The organism is Streptomyces sp. NBC_01460, from assembly GCF_036227405.1.
In the GTDB taxonomy this organism is placed as follows: domain Bacteria; phylum Actinomycetota; class Actinomycetes; order Streptomycetales; family Streptomycetaceae; genus Streptomyces.
The window spans coordinates 7112879-7131464 of the sequence record NZ_CP109473.1; the positions used below are offsets into that span (position 1 = coordinate 7112879).

Consider the following 18586-nt stretch of genomic DNA (forward strand, 5'->3'; position numbering starts at 1 on the left):
GATTTGTGATCATGAGCCGCACTCCGAAGGACCCCGAGCTCGCCCGCAGACTGAGCCGCCGCAACGTCCTGGGCGTCGCCGCGGGAGCCACGGCCGCGACCCTCCTCAGCGGTGCCGCCGCCCAGGCGACGGGCCCGCAGGCAGGCCGGGGACACGACCGCGGTAAGGGCCACGGCCACGGCAAGGGACGCCCCGTCCTGCCGCCCGGCCGCCTCGGAATCCAGCTCTACAGCCTGCGCGACAAGGTCTCCACCCTCGGCTTCGCCCCCGTCTTCGCCGAACTGGAGGAGTACGGGTACGACGAGATCGAGTTCGCCGGGTACACCCAGGGTTCCGCCGGGGCCATCACCCTGGCCCAGCTCAAGAAGCTGGCCAAGGACCACGGTCTCAACCCCATCGGCAGTCACGTCGGCTACTACGACGACAACAACCCGGGTGCGTACACCTTCGCGCAGAACCTCACCAAGGTCCTCGACGAGGCGGAGGCCCTCGGCCTCAAGCACATCGGCACCGCCTCCGGCCCCTTCCGCTACGGCTCCACCGTGGACGGCTGGAAGCGGGCGGCGGAGGACTTCAACACGTACGGTGCCGCCGCCCGGGCGCGCGGCATGAAGTTCTACCAGCACAACCACGCGGAGGAGTTCTCCTTCGCCACCGACAAGCCGAAGGTGCGGCTCTACGACGTCCTGCTCGCCGAGACCGACCCCGACCTGGTCTACCTGGAGATGGACATCTACTGGGCGTTCTGCGCCCAGTTCCGCTTCGGCAAGCGGGTGGACGGCACACCCGCGCCCTTCAACCCCATCGACTACGTGCTCAAGCAGCCCGACCGCTACCCGCTCTTCCACGTCAAGGACGGGACCCGGAACGACTCCGCCGTCGACGGCTACGACATGACGGACGTCGGCGACGGCGACATCGACTACAAGAACTTCCTGAGCCGGGTCACCGCCCGTACCCACCGGGGCCGCACGTACCACCACTGGCAGACCGAGCACGACAACCCGGTCGAGTCCTTCGCCTTCGCCCGCAAGTCCAGCGAGCACCTGCACGCGCTCCGCGAGAGCCGCTGCGGGGACTGACACCCGACGGGGCACACGTGTGGGGCCCGGTTCCGGCAAGCCCCGGGCCCCACGCAGGGACACGCCGGCGCAGGTCAGCCGATCCCCTGGCGGTCCGGGCGCAGGGCGAACGCCCGCCCGGCCGCCTCGGGCACCGTTCGCTCCACGGCCTCCACCAGGAGTGCGCGGTGCCTGAGCAACGGCGTCCTGCGCTCCCCGGCCGCGAGCAGCAGCAGATCGTCGAACGCCGCCAGCAGCCTCCGCGTGACCTGCGGGCTCCTGGCCGCGCACCCCCGGATCTCCTCGAACGCCAGATCCACGAGATCCGTCCACCCCGGCACCTCCTGGACGAGGCGCAGATCGCCCCGCCTGTCGCGATGGTGCAGAGGGGCCAGCGGCAGACGTACGGCCACCGAGAGGAGTTGCACGAGCCGGTCCAGGCACTGCACCGCGGTGGTCGGATCGTTCACGGAGGGCGACAGGGCCCGCAGCGCGATGTCCGACAGCTGACGCAGGCCGAAGGCCGGATCCTGGTGCAAGGTGCGCTCGACACCGACGAGAGCCGTGCGGCTCAGCGCACGCGGCGGCGGCGCGGCTCCGCCGTACACGGTCAGGACCGGTGTGCCCGGCACCAGGAAGTCCCCGATCCGGGGCACCAGCCGCAGGACGACCCCCTGCCGTTCCGCGGCCCGCACCAGCCGTGCCACCCTCACGCTCCGCAGCACCCCCGCCCGCCCCCGGTGCTCGACGTGCGCCGTCCCGGGCATCGGCGGCAGCGCCGCCTCCGCCGGGTCCCCGGGCTGCTGCTCCATCGCCCGCAGCGACTCGCGGGCGATGTGGTCCAGGACGGGCCCGACCTGCATGAGCCGCAGGGTGGACGAGACGTACGCGACGAACAGGAGGAGGCTCAGGCCGACCAGTCCCAGGGTCAGCAGGCTCTGCAGCAGCGGCGCCGACGTCACCCGCCGGGGATCCGGATCGGTCCCGCCCTCGTACGAGGTCAGCACCAGCAGGGAGAACGCGAAGGTCGCGAGGAACACCGTCAGCGTCAGCCTGCTGATCCTGCTGCGCACGAAGATCCGGACCACGCGCGGGGTGAGCTGCCCGCTCGCCATCTGGACCGCGACCAGCGAGATGCTGAACACGACACCGATGAAGGTCATCATCGCCGCACTGACCGTGGTGACGACCGTCCGCGCGTCGCCGGTGAAGGCGAGGAGGTCCGCCAGCTCCGCGTAAGCCCCTTCCTCCTGGAGGTGGGCGACGATCCTGGTGTCGAGCTCCGAGAGGACCCACCACAGGACGAAGCTGCCCACGAGCCCCACGGCCGGCGCGAGCCAGAAGGTGTCGCGCAACTTCTCCCGCAGCTGCCGGCCGGTCCGCCCGCTCTTCCCACTCATGACGGCGAAGGTAGCCCGGAACGACACCGCGTACGCGTCACGCCACGGAACGTGAGAATTCCCCCTCGGTGGGCGGCCGCACCGCACTGACCATCGAAAACGCAGGTGAGAGGCGCCCCAAACCCCTGGTATTGTTTTCTTTGTCGCCACGGGGAACACCCCGGGACGACAGACACCTTGTCCGGGTGGCGGAATGGCAGACGCGCTAGCTTGAGGTGCTAGTGCCCTTTATCGGGCGTGGGGGTTCAAGTCCCCCCTCGGACACCATGTATGACGAAGAACCCCAGCTCTGCTGGGGTTCTTCGCGTTGTAGGGGGCTGTTCACGGTGCTCTCGTGACCCACGCGGTCCGCCCTCCGGGGGCTCGCACCGCGTGGGTCACGACGTGGGTGTCGTGCACTTCGTCGTGGTTCCGTCGCTCAGGCACGCCCGCACCCAGCGGCCGTCCGTCGCCTTCAGCTTGTCGGCGTCGGCGACCTTCGCGTACGTCCCGCCGGACTGCTTGTCCTCCAGCCACACCGTGACGCCCGCCGTGTCCGAGTGGGCCCAGGCGTAGTGGTCGGTCACGGACCAGTCGGGGCGGCCGCCTGACAGGGTGACGCGGGCGCCGCTCGGCAGGGTCGCCGCCGCCCACTCCGTCGCCTTGGACGACCAGGTGGTGACAGCGCCCGGGGAGATCCCCTCACACGTCTGACCCGGGGCGCACAGGCCGACCGGGCCCTGGACGGACGTCTTGTCGATGTTGTTCCCCTGCTGGGTGGCGAACGCCCACTTCTTGCCGTCCACCACCAGTCCGGCTATCTCGTCCCCGGACAGCGGGTCCAGCGCGACCATCTTCGTCGTGCCCGAGGCGGTCAGCCGGCCGCCGGGCAGTGGCACGGGGCGGGCGGTCCGGGAGTCGGCGCCGCTCGACGCGTGCTTCATGAGCGTGGCCGAGACGTCGTCGCGGCCCGGCGGGAGTTCCGCCTCGCCCCAGTAGTACATGTGGTACGGGTCCCAGGCCGGACGGCCCTGGTAGATCTTGAACCGGCCCCCCAGGTAGATGTTGGCGTCCTCCACCACATCACCCTCGTAGTTCGGCATCCACTCGGTGACGCTCGCCGGGTCGATCCCCGTGCAGGGAAGCGTGCTGCAGGGGGCCCCGGGCGGGGTCGTCGCCATGAAGTCCCCGTCCCTGGTGCACTCCGTGCCCGTCGCGTCGCTGACGCAGGCCCGCAGTTCCGGCAGCCAGGAGAACGCCCGGGTGGAGCCCGTCGCCGTGCGGGAGGCGCCGTCACGCGGGAGCGCGGAGTACACCTGGCCCCAGCGGCCCTCGCCCTGCCACGCCTCCAGCCAGAAGCGCCCGCCCGAGGGCAGCTCGCCCTCCGCCCAGCCCAGATAGCTGCCCTGCTTCAGGCGTCCGGCCACCTGCTGCACGGACGCGCCCGACGGCAGTTCGACCCGGTCGTACGCGGAGCGCTCCACGTATGACCAGTCGGACTGCCGGACCGCCACCGGGTCGGCGATCTCGGCGCACCAGCCCTCGCACGGCCCCAGCGGGACGACCTCGGCCGCGTACTGGTTGAGGCACCCCCGCTCGCTGCCGTCGGTGACGCAGGCGCTGTTGGCGTACGTGCCCTGGGGGACCGAGGTCGAGTACACGAACATGCCGGTGGTGCCGGTGGTGGCGCGGTACGAACGCGGGTGCTGCAGGGTCGTGATGATGTTGATGCCGTCGCCCCAGTTGTCCTCGGTGCGCAGCCACAGCCGGCCGTTCTGCACCCCGGTGCCGAAGCGCACCTCGGCCCAGGTGTAGGTACGGCCGCCGGAGGCGTCCCAGGCCGGCTTGCCGGTGTACTGGATGATCGTGGTCCCCGAGGCGAGGGTCGTCTGCTTCAGGACCTTCGGCGCCCCGCCGGACTGCCACCCGGTCACCTGACCCGGATCCGCTCCCTCGCAGGGGAGTTGGGGACAGGGCGCCGCCTGCGCGGCGGCGGGCGCGGCCTGGGCCGTGGGCGCCGTCAGCAGGGCGGCGCCCACGGCGGCCGCGGCCAGGACGGCGCAGCGGGACCACCACCGCCGTACCGCCGTTACCGCCCGGCGCTCGTCCCCGTGTCCGCGCCCGCGCGCCGCGTCTCTGGCTGCCCCGCCGTCCATCGCACCTCCAGTGCGTCGTGTCACCACCGTGCCGGGCCGGATGGGCCCGGGGCGATGGAACCGGCGTCACCTCTCCGGATCGTCTCGGCGCTGTCTCGGCGCACGGATTACGGCCAGCCGCAGGGGGAGCGGGCAGAGGGAGCGGTGCATCACAATCCGGCCTCGGGCATCGCTCAGGGGGTTGATTTCCGCCATGTAATCGATTCCAATCATCCGTGTAATCGATTCCACGGCCCGTTCCGATGGTTTCGAGGCTCACGGAAACCACAAGGAGGTGGTCCGGAAATGGCGAGCATCAAGGATGTCGCGGCCCAGGCAGGAGTCTCTGTCGCCACGGTCTCCCGCGTCCTCAACAGCCATCCCTCCGTCAGCCCGGACGCGCGTAGACGCGTCCTCGCCGCCGTCGAGGCCCTCGGCTACCGGCCCAACGCGGTGGCCCGCTCACTGCGCACCGACCAGACCCGCACGCTCGGGCTCGTCATCAGCGACGTGCTCAACCCGTACTTCACCGCACTGGCCCGCTCCGTGGAGGAGGAGGCCCGCGCCCTCGGCTACAGCGTGATCATCGGCAACGCCGACGAGCGGACCGAGCAGCAGGACGACCACGTCCGTACGCTCCTGGACCGCCGGATCGACGGACTGCTGGTCTCGCCCGCCGACGGCGAGTCCTCCCTGCTCCGGGACGTCGCCCGCGCCGGCACCCCGATGGTCTTCGTGGACCGCTGGGTGCCCGGGGTGGACGTCCCCGTCGTCCGCGCGGACGGTCACCGCGCCATCCAGGACCTCGTCGCCCACCTGTACGCGCTCGGTCACCGCAGGCTCGCCATCATCGCGGGCCCGGCGGCCACGACCACCGGCAACGAGCGTGTCGAGGCCTTCCGGGAAGCGATGCGCGCCCACGGGCTCGCCCTGCCCGACGCCTACATCGGGCAGGGCGACTTCCAAGCCGACAGCGGCCGGCGCGCGACCGAGCACTTCCTGTCGCTCCCCGACCCGCCCGAGATCGTCTTCGCCGCCGACAACCTCATGGCGCTCGGCGCCCTGGACGCCATCCGCGCACGCGGCCTGCGCGTCCCCGAGGACATCGGGATCGCGGCCTTCGACGACATCCCGTGGTTCGTCCACACCGGTCCGCCGATCACCGCGATCGCCCAGCCGACCGGCGAGCTCGGCCGCGCGGCCGTACGGGCCCTGGTCGACATCGTCGAGGGCCGCCCCCCGCAGTCCGTCACCCTGCCCGCCGGTCTCGTCGTACGCAGCTCCTGCGGCGAGAGCACCCCCAACCCGGGAGCAACGAGTGAGTGAATCAGTCGAGTTGCTGCGCATCGAAGGCGTACGCAAGACCTTCCCCGGTGTCGTCGCCCTGGACAGCGTCGACTTCGACCTGCGCAGCGGCGAAGTGCACGTCCTGCTCGGTGAGAACGGCGCCGGCAAGAGCACCCTCATCAAGATGCTCTCCGGCGCCTACCGCCCGGACGCCGGCCGGATCTTCGCCGGAGGCGACGAGGTGCGCATCCACGGCGCCCAGGACGCCGAGAAGCTCGGAATCGCCACGATCTACCAGGAGTTCAACCTGGTCCCCGATCTGACGGTCGCCGAGAACATCTTCCTCGGCCGCCAGCCGCGCCACTTCGGCATGATCGACCGCCGACGGATGGAAGCCGACGCCGAGGTGCTCCTGCGCCGTGTCGGCCTGCACCTCTCACCCCGGGTCCGGGTCCGTGAACTGGGCATCGCCCGGCTGCAGATGGTCGAGATCGCGAAGGCGCTCAGCCTGGACGCACGCGTCCTGATCATGGACGAACCGACGGCCGTCCTGACCTCGGAGGAGGTCGACAAGCTCTTCGGGATCGTGCGGCAGCTCCGCGCGGACGGCGTCGGCGTCGTCTTCATCACCCACCACCTCGACGAGATCGCCGCCCTCGGCGACCGCGTCACCGTCCTGCGCGACGGCCGCAGCATCGACCAGGTGCCCGCCTCGACCCCCGAGGCGGAGCTCGTCCAGCTCATGGTGGGACGCAGCATCGACCAGCAGTACCCGCGCGAACGCCCGGAGACCGGGGCGCCGTTGCTCTCCGTCCGGGGGCTCACCCGCGACGGCGTGTTCCACGACGTCAGCTTCGACGTGAGGGCCGGTGAGGTCGTCGGCCTCGCCGGACTCGTCGGAGCGGGCCGTACCGAGGTCGCCCGCGCCGTCTTCGGCGCCGACCCCTACGACGCCGGTACCGTCGACGTGGGCGGCGAGCGCCTCGGCAAGCACGACGTGACTGCCGCCATGGGCGCCGGGATCGGGCTCGTCCCCGAGGACCGCAAGGGCCAGGGCCTCGTCCTCGACGCCTCCGTGCAGGAGAACCTCGGTCTGGTCACCCTCCGCTCGGCGACCCGCTCCGGACTCGTCGACGTCAAGGGGCAGCGCACCGCCGCCGCCCGCATCGCCGAGCAGCTCGGCGTACGGATGGCGGGCCTCGGCCAGCACGTCCGGACCCTGTCCGGCGGCAACCAGCAGAAGGTCGTCATCGGCAAGTGGCTCCTGGCCGACACCAGGGTCCTGATCCTCGACGAGCCCACGCGCGGCATCGACGTCGGAGCCAAGGTCGAGATCTACCAGCTGATCAACGAGCTGACGGCGTCCGGGCACGCCGTCCTGATGATCTCCAGCGACCTCCCCGAGGTCCTCGGCATGAGCGACCGGGTCCTCGTCATGGCCCAGGGCCGCATCGCCGGTGAACTCCCCGCCCACGAAGCCACCCAGGACGCCGTGATGGCACTCGCCGTCAGCGGCGCCCCCGTAACAGCCCCGTCCACCGAGGACGACGAGCACACCGAGAACGCAGAGGAGAGCCCCCGTGGCCACTGACACGCATCCGAGCAAGGCGGGCGCGGGCGGCGCCGGACACACCCTCCGCCGGCTCCTGCTCGACAACGGCGCCCTCAGCGCCCTGGTCGTCCTCCTGGTGGCGATGTCGCTGCTCTCCGGCGACTTCCTCACCACCCAGAACCTCCTCAACGTCGGTGTCCAGGCCGCCGTGACCGCGATCCTCGCGTTCGGCGTCACCTTCGTCATCGTCTCCGCGGGCATCGACCTCTCCGTCGGCTCCGTCGCCGCACTCTCCGCGACCGTCCTGGCCTGGTCCGCGACCTCCGCCGGTGTGCCCGTCTGGCTGGCGGTCGTCCTCGCCGTCGCGACCGGCATCGCCTGCGGCTTCGTCAGCGGCGCCCTCGTCGCGTACGGCAAGCTGCCCTCCTTCATCGCGACCCTGGCGATGCTCTCGGTGGCGCGAGGGCTGTCCCTGGTCATCTCCCAGGGCAGGCCGATCCCCTTCCCCGACTCGGTCTCCGTCCTCGGCGACACGCTCGGCGGCTGGCTGCCCGTCCCGGTCCTCGTGATGATCGCCATGGGCCTGATAGCGGCACTCGTCCTGGCCCGCACCTACATCGGCCGGTCCATGTACGCGATCGGCGGCAACGAGGAGGCGGCCCGGCTCTCCGGACTGCGCGTCAAGAAGCAGAAGCTGGCCATCTACGCCCTGTCCGGCCTCTTCGCGGCCGTCGCCGGCATCGTCCTCGCCTCCCGCCTGGTCTCCGCGCAGCCGCAGGCCGCGCAGGGGTACGAGCTCGACGCGATCGCCGCGGTCGTCATCGGCGGCGCCAGCCTCGCGGGCGGCGTCGGCAAGGCGTCCGGCACCCTGATCGGCGCGCTGATCCTCGCCGTGCTGCGCAACGGCCTCAACCTCCTGTCAGTGTCAGCCTTCTGGCAGCAGGTCGTCATCGGTGTCGTCATCGCCCTCGCGGTGCTGCTGGACACGCTGCGCCGCAAGGCGGGATCCGGTGCCGCGTCCGCCGGCGGCTCGTCCGCGGCGCCCGGCGCCCCGGGGAAGGGCCGGAAGGGAGCGATGCAGGTCGGCATCGCGGTGGTCTGCGTGGCCGCCGTGATCGCCGCGGTGACCTTCTTCAAGTCCGGTTCCACCGGCACCACCACCAAGGTGGGCATGTCGCTCTCCACCCTGAACAACCCCTTCTTCGTCCAGATGAAGGAAGGCGCGCAGGAGGAGGCGAAGAAGGCGGGGGTGGACCTCACCGTCACCGACGCCCAGAACGACGCCTCGCAGCAGGCCAACCAGCTGGAGAACTTCACCAGTTCGGGCGTGGACTCCGTCATCGTCAACCCGGTCGACTCCGACGCCGTCGGACCCGTCGTGCGCGGTGCCAACGAGGCCGACATCCCGGTGGTCGCCGCCGACCGCGGCGTCAACAAGGCCGAGACCGCCACGCTCGTCGCCTCCGACAACGTCGCGGGCGGCAAGCTCGCGGCGAAGACGCTCGCCGACCGCCTCGGGGGCAAGGGCAGCATCATCGTCCTCCAGGGCACGGCGGGCACCTCGGCCAGCCGTGAGCGCGGAGCGGGCTTCGCCGCAGGCATCAAGGCCTACCCGGGCATCAAGGTCGTGGCGACCCAGCCGGCCGACTTCGACCGCACCAAGGGCCTGGACGTCATGACCAACCTCCTCCAGTCGCACCCCGGCATCAAGGGTGTCTTCGCCGAGAACGACGAGATGGCGCTCGGCGCGGTCAAGGCCCTGGGCAGCAAGGCCGGGAAGTCCGTCCCGGTGGTCGGCTTCGACGGAACCCCCGACGGCCTGAAGGCGGTCGAGGCGGGCACTCTCTACGCGTCCGTGGCCCAGCAGCCCGCGGAGCTCGGGAAGATCGCCGTGCGGAACGCGATCCGGGCGGCCGACGGCAAGAAGGTCGACAGCACGGTGAAGGTACCGGTCAAGGTCGTCACCCGGCAGAACGTCGCCGACTTCTCCTGATCACGGAAGGCACGATCCAGATGTACGGGAACGATGACCCCGGGCCCTCCGAGGCCCCCCGGTACGACCTGCTGGTCGTCGGCTCGGCCAACGCCGACCTGGTCGTCGGTGTCGACCGCCGCCCCGGGCCGGGGGAGACGGTGCTCGGCTCCGACCTCGTCGTCCACCCCGGCGGCAAGGGCGCCAACCAGGCGGTGGCCGCCGCCCGCCTCGGCGCCCGGACGGCGCTGCTGGCCCGGGTCGGTGACGACGCCCACGGACGCCTGCTGCGCGCCTCGCAGGAGGAGGCCGGCGTCGACACCGGCGGGGTCCTCGTCGGAGGCGCGCCCACCGGTGTCGCTCTCATCACCGTCGACCCCTCGGGCGACAACAGCATCGTCGTGTCCCCGGGCGCCAACGCCCGGCTGACCCCCGAGGACATCAGGGCCGCGGGGCCCCTGTTCGCCTCGGCCCGCGTCGTCTCCGTACAGCTGGAGATCCCGCCGGCCACCGTCGCGGAGACGGCGCGCGCCCTCGGCCCCGGGGCGCGCCTGGTCCTCAACCCGTCGCCGCCCGCGCCGCTCCCCGACGCCGTGCTGGCCGCCTGCGACCCGCTGGTGGTCAACGAGCACGAGGCACGCTTCATCCTGGGGGAGCGCGCGGGCAGCACCCCTGAGTCCTGGGCACGGGCGCTCACCGCCCTCGGCCCGCGTTCGGTGGTGATCACCCTGGGTGCGGAAGGCGCGCTGGTCTCCGACACCCGTGCCGGCGAGCCCGTCCGCGTACCGAGCCCCCGGGTCGAGGCCGTGGACACGACGGGCGCCGGGGACGCGTTCACCGCCGCCCTCGCCTGGCGGCTCGGCCTGGGCGAGGACCTCACCGAGGCCGCCGCCTTCGCCGTTCGGGTCGGTGCGGCAGCCGTCACCAAGCAGGGCGCGCAGGCGTCCTTCCCGACCGCGGAAGAGGTCTCGGCACTGTGAAGAAGTCAGGCATCCTGAACCGCCACCTCGCGGGAGCGCTGGCCGGACTCGGCCACGGCGACGGCGTCCTGATATGCGACGTGGGTATGCCCATCCCGTCGGGGCCGCGCGTCGTCGATCTCGCCTTCCGGGCCGGGGTCCCGTCGTTCGCGGAGGTCGTGGACGGGCTCCTGGACGAGCTGGTCGTGGAGGGCGCGACGGCGGCCGAGGAGATCCGGGAGGCCAACCCCGAGGCCGACCGCCTCCTGACCGCCCGTCTCCCGGGCCTGACCCACGTCCCCCATGAGCGGCTGAAGGAACTCACCGCGTCCGCCCGCCTGGTGGTCCGCACGGGGGAGGCGCGGCCGTACGCGAACGTGCTGCTGAGGTGCGGCGTCTTCTTCTGACGCGGCATCCCCTCCGACACCGCGCCCGCCCCCGGCCGTGCCGCTTCTGCGCCACGGCCGGGGCGGGACCCCGTTCAGTGCTTCCGGGCGCTCACCAGGGCGAAGGAGAGGAGCTCCCCGGCGTCCTCGGTGAGCACGTCGATGACAGGCTGCCGCGCCGTCCGGCCGTCCGGCGTGTGCCCGGCGCACGCCTCGGACCACAGCAGCCGGTCCCGCCAGGCGTCCTCCTGCAGACGGGCGGTGACCTCCACAGGTTCGGTCACCGCCCGATGGAAGCGCCACCCGTTTTCCCCTAGGATCGCCCTCGTGACTGCCGGGTCGGCCATGGGCCATGTACGAGAGCGCTGCCCGGCCCCTGCGTGAGTGTCCGGCGGGCCCGAGCCCCGCCGCCCTGTCGTGTTCTCCCCTCCGGCGCCCCTGCGCGGCGCCCCCTCCCAGCGGAATCCACGACACGGAGACATGACAGACATGACCCGCACACAGCAACAGGACGCGGACAGCAGCCGGCACGGCGTGGACGTCGTCCAGCTGGACCACCACGCCGTGTACGCCAGCGACCGCGGCCTGTCGGCCGAGTTCATCGCCACGGTCCTGGGCCTGGAGGTCGGCTCCCCCTTCGGGCCGTTCCTCCCCGTCGACCTGGGGAACGGCGTGACGCTCGACTACTACGAACTGCGGGACGAGCCCGTGCAGTCGCAGCACTACGCCTTCCTCGTCCCCGACGCGCAGTTCGACACCATGATCGCCCGGCTGCGGACGCTGGAGGTCACCTACTACGCGGACCCCCGGCACACCGAACCCGGGCAGATCAACCGCCTCTTCGGCGGTCGTGGGGCCTACTTCGAGGACCCGGACGGTCACAACATGGAGATCATGACCCGGCCCTACGCCCGGCCCAGGTAGTCGGCGGTCAGGAGTCCGCGAGGCCGTCCACCAGCCCGGCCAGCGCCGAGGCGAGTGCCTCGAGCCCCGGCCCGGCCGGGCCGCCCGGCTCGGCCATGTAGAGGTCGCGCCGGATCTCGATCATCAGCGCGGAGACCCGGCGGTCCGTCCCGTAGTGCTCGAGTGGCACGTACGTTCCGGGGAAGGGGCTGTCGAGCCCCGTGCCGCCGAAGCCGGCGAACGCCGCCTCCGCCCGGGCCAGGAGCCCGGGCGGGGTGTGGAAGCCGTCGGTGCCCAGGCAGACCGGAGGGCGCGGACCCGTTCCGTGCAGTTCGTACGGGAGCGCGGCGGACGGGTAGGAGTGGACGTCGATGACGACCGCGCGCCCCGTGGCGGCGATCCGTTCGTCCACGGCCGCCGTCATCGCCGCGGCGTACGGATGGAAGTAGCGGTCGAGCAGGGGCTGCGGATCCGTGCCGGGCGGGCGGAGCCGCGCCCGGTGCGTGGTGCGGGTGTAGACGGCACCCATGCCGGCGGCCAGCATCTCCTCCCGGTCGTCGGGGAAGCGCTCGGGGTCGACGACCAGGCGGGACAGGCCGTTGACGAAGCGCCAGGGTGTCACCGCACAGGCCGCCGACGCCCCGGCGGCCAGCTCGGCCGTGTGGGAGTCGGTGATGTGGTCGAGTTCGGCCTCGAGCGCCTCGTCGTCCAGCACGATGCCGTGGCGTACGCGCTCCGGGATCGTCCGGGAGGAGTGCGGGACGTGGAGCACCACCGGCGATCCGGGTGCCCCGGGGACGAGCTGGAAGGGGGAGGGGTCGGTGCTCACCGTGGGTCCTTGTCCGTCGGGAAGGCGGACGGGTCCGCCCGGCCCGCACATCCTCCCGCGCGGGCCGGGCTGCGTCTGCCCGGCCCACGCAGGGGGCCGTCGGCGGGGTCAGCTCGCCCAGACCTCGGCGTCGTCGGCCGGGACGGTGGTGGTGAGCTTCAGCTCCTTGCGGGCGGCGACCGTCTTCTGGGGGTCGATGCCGGTGAACGCCATGTCGTAAGCGATGTAGAAGTCGTCGATGCTGCCGGCGGAGGCGGCGTCCTTCCACGCCTCGGCGGTCTCCCCGAGCTGGGTGCGGAGCTTGACGGTCTCCGGCTGGTCCACGCTCTTCAGGGACGCCAGGTGTGCGTCCAGCGCCTTGGAGACGGCCTTGGCCTGCTTCTTGTAGCCGGGCAGGTCCTTGTCGATCTGCTCGGCCTCGGGCTGGTTGTTCCAGAACGCCTGGTAGACGGCGTCCGCGCCCTTCAGATAGGCGCGCTGGTCGGCATCGAGCGACGTGTTCTTGAGGGAGCCGGCGAACGTGCCCGACTCCTTGGCGTACGTGCAGCTCACGGCCCGGTCGCCGGTCGCCCAGCTCTCCTTGGTGGGGTAGTAGATGAAGAGGCCGACCCCTTCGGGGACCGCCCAGGGGTCGGAGACGAACTTCTGCGTCTCCGGAGGACAACCCGTGTCGGCGAGCTTCGAAAGCTCCGCGTCGCCCGGGTACTCCGACTTCTCGTCGACGGAGAACTCGCCGACGACCTGGCCCTTGTGCGCCTCCGTGCACGGCACGACCTCGACGCTGACCTCCTCGCCGTCGCCGACCCCGGCGTTCGGGTTGTAGCAGTCGCCCGGGTCGAGCGAGAAGACCGACCGCTGACGTACGACCTTCTTGGCGCCGTCCTTGGCGCTGTCGATGACATCGGCGCAGCCCACCGCGCCGATCGCGAGAAGGGCTACGGCTGCGGACATGTGGCGTGCGGGGCGGGACGTGACACCGGAAAACATGACGTGGGCATCCTCAAACGGAAGAACTGCGAACAGGTGTGCGCATCGTATGGCATAAGTGTGACAGTGCTGTGTGCAGGCGATACCGGAACGGGCCCCCTGCCCTCCGGGCTCCGTTCGGGGGTTGTCGGACGAGCGGGGGCGGGTGTGATGCCAGATGGTCGATCTTGGCGTCAACTCACCTTGTAGTAACAGATTCTGATAGATAGTCGGCATTCAGAGCCACACGCATATGGACACGCACACGTGCCCGGGGCACCGCCCTGTGGCGCACCGGGCGCGGCTGGGCAGGCCGGGACCGCCGAGGCGGCTCCGGGCAGGAGCCCGCGAGTTCACCGGCCCCGACGGGGCCGGCAGCCAGTTCGTCGACCGGGCCGCAGGGCCGGATTCGGAGCACGCATGAGAGCACTGCAGACCGCGGCACTCCTCGCCTCGGCGGTGGGAGCCGCCCTGATGGCCGGGCTGTTCTGCGCCTTCGCGTACGCCGTCATGCCCGGCCTGGCCCGCGGCGAGGACCGTGCCTTCGTCCGGAGCATGCAGCACATCAACAGGGCCATCCTCAACGGCTGGTTCCTCCTCCCCTTCCTGCTGCCCCTGCCGCTGCTCGTGCTGGCGACGGTGCTCGCGGCGAAGGGGCACAGCCCGGGCGTCCTGCCGTGGATCATCGCGGCGCTGGCGCTGTACGCGGCGGCGTTCCTCGTCACGGGCACGCAGAACGTCCCGCTCAACGACGCGCTCGACAAGGTCCCGCTCGACGCGGGCGCCGATCTCCTCCGGGACGCGCGGGCGGCGTTCGAGGACCGCTGGGTCAGGTGGAACACCGTCCGCGCCGTTCTCCACACCGCGTCCCTCGGCGCGCTGCTCTGGGCGCTCCACCTCCATGGAACGTCCGCGGGGGAAGCGGGCTCGTAGGGCACACGCCCACCCGGGCGGGTCAGGCCGCGACGGCCATCTCCCGCCCGGCGAGGGCGGGGGCCGGTGACGCTGCGGCGGACGGCGACGGTGCGGCGGACGGGGCGAAGACCACCAGCCGCAGCAGCGCGAACCGTCCGACCCCCGCCGCAGCTGACGCCGACAGGTACACGGTCTGCTCGACCACCGCGGACGGCGCCTCCTGCACGGCGTGCAGCACGAGCAGGGCGCCGGTCGTGAACGCGTAACTCACCGCGACCGTGAGCCCGGACCGCAGATGGACCCGCCAGCCCCCGTGTGCGCTCCGGAAGGTGATCCGGCTGTGCAGCTCCGTGGCGACCACCGTGGACACGACGGTGATCACGGCGTTGGCGAGGACCAGGGGCACCCGCTCGCCGAGGAGCACCAGCGCACCACTGGCTGCCAGACCGACACCCCCGCCGCACACGACGAAGCGCACGAAGGCCGGGACGAGCGGACGGGCGGTGCGCTTCGTCGGACGGTGCGCTGGGGCGGTCACGGGGGAGCCTCCGGGAGGGGTGCGTAGCGGTGTTCCGATTCCACCCCACAACCTAGGGACGGCGCGTCCCCCGAGCGATGCAGTCAGGCCCCGACTTGTCTGGGGGGTATCCCCCAGGGGGCCCTGGGGGACAGCAGGTTCGTGGAGGGAAACCGGGTGACCGGAGCACCGGGCCGGCCTATCGTCGATGTGCTTCCCGACGGGAAGCACTGTCACGAGGCGGAGGACGAGCGTGCGATATCGCGAGCTGGGGCGTAGTGGACTGCGGGTGTCCGAGATCGGATACGGCGCCTGGGGCATCGGCGAGTCCAGTTGGGTCGGGGCCACCGAGGACGAGTCCGTAAAGGCCTTGAACCGGGCGGTCGACCTCGGGGTGAACCTCATCGACACGGCACGGGGCTACGGCGAGAGCGAGCGCATCGTCGGCCGGGTCGTCCGCGAGCGGGCCGGCGACGAGGTGCTGGTCGCGACCAAGGTGCCCCCGAGGAACAGGACATGGCCGGCGCCCGACGGGGTGGACCCGGACGACGCGTTCCCCGGCGAACACATCCGTACGAGCCTGGAGACCAGCCTCCGTGCTTCCGGCCTCGACCACTTCGACGTACTGCAGTTCCACGTCTGGAACGACGAGTGGATCGGCCGCGGGGACTGGCTGGAGACGGTCGCGGACCTGAAGCAGGAGGGCAAGATCCGCCTGTTCGGTGTCTCCGTCAACGATCACCAGCCCGAGACCGCACTCGCGCTCGTGCGCAGCGGGGCCGTCGACACCGTGCAGGTCATCTACAACGTGTTCGACCAGGCACCCGCCGACGCGTTCCTGCCTGCCTGCGAGGAGCACGGCGTCGGCGTCATCGTGCGAGTGGCGTTGGACGAGGGCGGCCTCACCGGTCGCATCACCGCCGGCACGACGTTCCCGGAGGGGGACTGGCGCAACCGCTACTTCCGCGGCGACCGCCCGGCGGAGGTGGAGCGGAGGGTTGCCGCGATCGTCGCCGATCTGGGTATCGCTCCCGACGAGATCGCCGAGAACGCGCTGCGGTTCGTGCTGAGTTCGCCCGCGGTCTCCACCGTGATCCCGGGCATGCGATCGGTGCGCAACGTCGAGCGGAACACGGCAGTCAGCGACGGCCGCACGCTCACGCCGGACCAGCTGGCGGTCCTGGGCAAACACCGGTGGCAGCGCAACTTCTATTCCTGACGCACGGACCGGTGTCCGTCCGCGTACGGACCCGCTGCCCGTCGCCGCGCGGACCGGGGCCACGGGGTTCGGACCGGCCGGCCCCGGTCCCTGCGCGCCCGCCCAGGTATGCCTCAGGGGAGACCCGGGCGGGCGCGCAGAGGGGGTTGGCAGCCCCCAGTGCTCGGTTGTCCCCTCGGATTCAGCCGACGGCCTCCGGGGCCTGCGCGGTCGCGGTGATCGATTGGATCCGTGCCCCCACGCGGTGGAGGTGATCCCGGTAGTCCTGTGTGTTCAGCGCCAGGGACCGGTCCAGCCGTGCGGCGTTGAAGAAGATCTCGTCGTGTTCCAGCAGCCCCGGGTCCACGACGAGTTCGAGGTCCGGGTGGAAGCTGAACGGCAGGATGGTGCCGCTGGCGCTCCCCGACAGCGCCTCCGCCCTGTCCGCCGACGCGAACGACACGTAGCTGCCTTCCGCGAGGGCCTTCAGGCCCGGCAGGTCGACCCGGGCGTCTCCGGGGACGACCGCCAGGAAGTACCGCTTGGTGCGTTTGCCCGTCTTGACCATGACGACAAGGCACTTGGCCCCCTGGGACACGGGGTGCCCCCGGTGGCGGCAGACCTCCTCGGTGCGGCCTTCCGGGACGTGGTCGATGACGCGGTACCGGGCGCCGTTCTCGTCGAGCAGCGAGAGGAGCCGCAGGTAGGCGTCGACGCCGGAGGTCTCCGCGGGCTCCTCCGGGACGGATGCAAACTGTTCGGGCACGTGTACCAATCCTCCGTCGGGCAGCCGTTTTCCGCCTCGTTGACGCGGTGCTGCCCTGACGATAATGCTCCGGCTGACGGAGCGTCCGGCGGCTGTCATCCCGTTGCGCGACCTGGCTAGGGTCATGGCATGTCTAGAACAGTCGTAAGGTTCCTCGCGTGCGTCGGATTCGGCGTGATCCTGTGGCTGCTGACCAGCGCACCTGACATCAGCTCGGGCTACCCCGATTCCGAGTGCCGGGCCGTCCTCGGCAGCGACGGCCGTGGTGCCGGCCGCGGGTTGATGGAGGAGGGAGTGGACGCGACGTGCGACTCCCTCCACACGCGACGCCTGGGGTGGGCGGTGCTGGTGTCGGTGCCGACCACCGTGCTGGCGGCGGCGGGACTGCGCAGGCGGACCGCCTGACGGGTGATGTCCGTGGTGGACAGGAAGACGAAGCTGTCGCCCGACAAGCAGTTGTCCTGGTTCACGCGCGACGTCACGTCGCTCCAGCAGTGCAAGCCCGCTCAGGAGACCATGCCGGCCATCGACAGGACGGAAGGGTCATCCGATGCGCCTGTGGCTGACAATGCGACAGATCCCGCTCCGCCCTGCCGCTTTGGTGGTGTACGCCTCTAATTCTCTTCGCCCCTCCTGGCTGCATGGGGCTCGCGTTCTCCCTCAGCAGCAGGCTCCCCGCCGCCGAGGTATCGGGTAGCCGCCTCAGCCCCCGGTTCGACCAGGCTGATCCTGGGCACCGCCATTCCCGCGGTGGCCGTGGCGTACGCCGTCGCCGTGCTCCTCGACACCCCGACCGCGAACACCGCAGGCCGCAACACCGCGTTCCTGGTCGGGCTGATGCTGTGCGCCCGCCGGACAGCGGGTCATCAGGCGGCCGCCGTCCCCCCCGTCGCATGCAGCAGCCCCGGTCATCCGCGACGCGGGCTGACCGAAACGGGCACAGGGTCCCGCCCCTCGCGGAGTCCCTCGGGCGGCGTGATCACCGGACGGGTGGTCGGCACCATGGAGACCATGACCGATTCGGCCGGGGCGGAGAGCAGGGGCATTCACCGGAGCGGCTACGGCACCCAGGCGACCGATCACGGCGCCGTCGGGGTGTCGGTGCTCTCGTGGGCAGCGGCCACGTTCGGTGTACGAGGCACGACCACGATCTGTACGTCGTCCTCGTAGACGACCCGTCCCGGGTCTGCGGAACGCAGCGCCTGGCAGTCGACGCCGTGCGCGGACAGAATCTCCAGATATCCGGAGACGCGAGCGAGGAGATGAGTGGCTGACGGTTTGAACCACGCCGCCGCGCCGGGGTTGATCTCGTCGTCGTAGACGTCGGGGTCGACGGTCGACGGGTCCGTGTACGCGGCGTCGTACCAGCGGTTGTTGCGGCGGCGAAAGGACTCCTCCCCGTCCGAGAGCCTGCCGTCCCTCGCCAGGTTGTTGACGAGCCCGAAGACGCCGGTGAAGTGGCCACGTGGATTCCGGTACGGCGATTGAAACCGCACGTACCGGACGGTCTCGTCATCGATCATGCTCATCAGCACATCGTCCCACCGTTCACCTCATAGTTCGGTGACTTCCCCCGCAGGAGGGGGAGGAGGCTGTTGCGCGACCTCCACCGGGAACAAGCGATTGAGAGCGGACAAAAAGCGCTTTGAGGGGCGCTGCCCGCACAGGTGGTGCCGCGACGATCATCGGGCGCGTCTGCCGGTGGGACCAGTGGTGCGCGTGTTACGAATGCCGGGGCAGCGGTGGGGCGCCTGGATCTCA

General features: G+C 71.2%; 18 protein-coding genes and 1 tRNA gene. 11 read left to right on the top strand and 8 right to left on the bottom strand.

Annotated elements, in window-relative coordinates; genetic code table 11:
• Nucleotides 1–11 precede the first annotated feature (11 nt).
• Nucleotides 12–1082, top strand: coding sequence for a sugar phosphate isomerase/epimerase family protein (locus tag OG488_RS32015; RefSeq protein WP_329235389.1), 1071 nt, complete (start codon nt 12–14; stop codon nt 1080–1082).
• 74 nt (nt 1083–1156) lie between these two features.
• Here OG488_RS32015 and OG488_RS32020 read toward each other — a convergent pair whose 3' ends face one another.
• Nucleotides 1157–2461 (bottom strand): DUF2254 domain-containing protein, encoded by a 1305-nt coding sequence (locus OG488_RS32020; protein WP_329235392.1) that lies wholly within the window; start codon nt 2459–2461, stop codon nt 1157–1159.
• Nucleotides 2462–2640: 179 nt separating this feature from the next.
• Between OG488_RS32020 and OG488_RS32025 the strand changes: the two genes are divergently transcribed.
• Nucleotides 2641–2728, top strand: a tRNA-Leu gene (locus tag OG488_RS32025).
• Between the two features lie 110 nt (nt 2729–2838).
• Here the strand turns inward: OG488_RS32025 and OG488_RS32030 are convergent.
• Nucleotides 2839–4596: a hypothetical protein gene (locus OG488_RS32030; protein WP_329235394.1), complete on the bottom strand. Its 1758-nt coding sequence runs from the start codon at nt 4594–4596 to the stop codon at nt 2839–2841.
• A 285-nt stretch (nt 4597–4881) separates the two neighbouring features.
• Here OG488_RS32030 and OG488_RS32035 point away from each other — a divergent pair, with 285 nt between their 5' ends.
• The 5 genes from OG488_RS32035 to rbsD are packed head-to-tail and all read left to right on the top strand — an operon-like array spanning nt 4882 to nt 10752.
• Nucleotides 4882–5901 carry a LacI family DNA-binding transcriptional regulator gene (locus OG488_RS32035; RefSeq protein ID WP_329235397.1) on the top strand — a complete coding sequence of 340 codons (1020 nt, stop codon included), beginning with the start codon at nt 4882–4884 and terminating at the stop codon, nt 5899–5901.
• A complete protein-coding gene (locus OG488_RS32040; protein ID WP_329235400.1) occupies nt 5894–7453 on the top strand; it encodes a sugar ABC transporter ATP-binding protein in 1560 nt (519 codons plus the stop codon). The genes OG488_RS32035 and OG488_RS32040 overlap by 8 nt, the downstream gene beginning before the upstream one ends.
• Nucleotides 7443–9407, top strand: coding sequence for an ABC transporter permease/substrate-binding protein (locus OG488_RS32045; protein ID WP_329235404.1), 1965 nt, complete (start codon nt 7443–7445; stop codon nt 9405–9407). The genes OG488_RS32040 and OG488_RS32045 overlap by 11 nt, the downstream gene beginning before the upstream one ends.
• Nucleotides 9408–9427: 20 nt before the next feature.
• Nucleotides 9428–10366 (top strand): ribokinase, encoded by a 939-nt coding sequence (locus tag OG488_RS32050; protein ID WP_329235406.1) that lies wholly within the window; start codon nt 9428–9430, stop codon nt 10364–10366.
• A complete protein-coding gene (gene rbsD, locus OG488_RS32055; protein WP_329235408.1) occupies nt 10363–10752 on the top strand; it encodes a D-ribose pyranase in 390 nt (129 codons plus the stop codon). The genes OG488_RS32050 and rbsD overlap by 4 nt, the downstream gene beginning before the upstream one ends.
• Nucleotides 10753–10826: 74 nt before the next feature.
• On the opposite strand, the gene OG488_RS32060 is transcribed toward rbsD, so the two are convergent.
• The gene (locus OG488_RS32060) at nt 10827–11015 is read right to left on the bottom strand and encodes a hypothetical protein (protein WP_329235410.1); all 189 of its coding nucleotides are present in this window, start codon (nt 11013–11015) and stop codon (nt 10827–10829) included.
• A 205-nt stretch (nt 11016–11220) separates the two neighbouring features.
• Here OG488_RS32060 and OG488_RS32065 point away from each other — a divergent pair, with 205 nt between their 5' ends.
• Nucleotides 11221–11655 (top strand): VOC family protein, encoded by a 435-nt coding sequence (locus OG488_RS32065; RefSeq protein WP_329235412.1) that lies wholly within the window; start codon nt 11221–11223, stop codon nt 11653–11655.
• A 7-nt stretch (nt 11656–11662) separates the two neighbouring features.
• On the opposite strand, the gene OG488_RS32070 is transcribed toward OG488_RS32065, so the two are convergent.
• Nucleotides 11663–12463: an N-formylglutamate amidohydrolase gene (locus OG488_RS32070; RefSeq protein ID WP_329235415.1), complete on the bottom strand. Its 801-nt coding sequence runs from the start codon at nt 12461–12463 to the stop codon at nt 11663–11665.
• 108 nt (nt 12464–12571) lie between these two features.
• A complete protein-coding gene (locus OG488_RS32075) occupies nt 12572–13450 on the bottom strand; it encodes a septum formation family protein (RefSeq protein WP_329235418.1) in 879 nt (292 codons plus the stop codon).
• 399 nt (nt 13451–13849) lie between these two features.
• Between OG488_RS32075 and OG488_RS32080 the strand changes: the two genes are divergently transcribed.
• Nucleotides 13850–14362, top strand: coding sequence for an anthrone oxygenase family protein (locus OG488_RS32080; protein WP_329235420.1), 513 nt, complete (start codon nt 13850–13852; stop codon nt 14360–14362).
• A 22-nt stretch (nt 14363–14384) separates the two neighbouring features.
• Here OG488_RS32080 and OG488_RS32085 read toward each other — a convergent pair whose 3' ends face one another.
• A complete protein-coding gene (locus tag OG488_RS32085) occupies nt 14385–14882 on the bottom strand; it encodes a GtrA family protein (protein ID WP_329235423.1) in 498 nt (165 codons plus the stop codon).
• Nucleotides 14883–15114: 232 nt separating this feature from the next.
• On the opposite strand from OG488_RS32085, the gene OG488_RS32090 reads away from it, so the two are divergent.
• Entirely contained in the window at nt 15115–16080 is a 966-nt protein-coding gene (locus OG488_RS32090; protein ID WP_329235425.1) for an aldo/keto reductase, read from the top strand.
• A 181-nt stretch (nt 16081–16261) separates the two neighbouring features.
• Here OG488_RS32090 and OG488_RS32095 read toward each other — a convergent pair whose 3' ends face one another.
• Nucleotides 16262–16825: a YbaK/EbsC family protein gene (locus OG488_RS32095; RefSeq protein WP_329235427.1), complete on the bottom strand. Its 564-nt coding sequence runs from the start codon at nt 16823–16825 to the stop codon at nt 16262–16264.
• A 129-nt stretch (nt 16826–16954) separates the two neighbouring features.
• Between OG488_RS32095 and OG488_RS32100 the strand changes: the two genes are divergently transcribed.
• Nucleotides 16955–17230, top strand: a complete 276-nt coding sequence (locus OG488_RS32100; protein ID WP_329235430.1) for a hypothetical protein — start codon at nt 16955–16957, stop codon at nt 17228–17230.
• 674 nt (nt 17231–17904) lie between these two features.
• On the opposite strand, the gene OG488_RS32105 is transcribed toward OG488_RS32100, so the two are convergent.
• A complete protein-coding gene (locus OG488_RS32105; RefSeq protein WP_329235433.1) occupies nt 17905–18354 on the bottom strand; it encodes a hypothetical protein in 450 nt (149 codons plus the stop codon).
• Nucleotides 18355–18586: the final 232 nt, after the last annotated feature.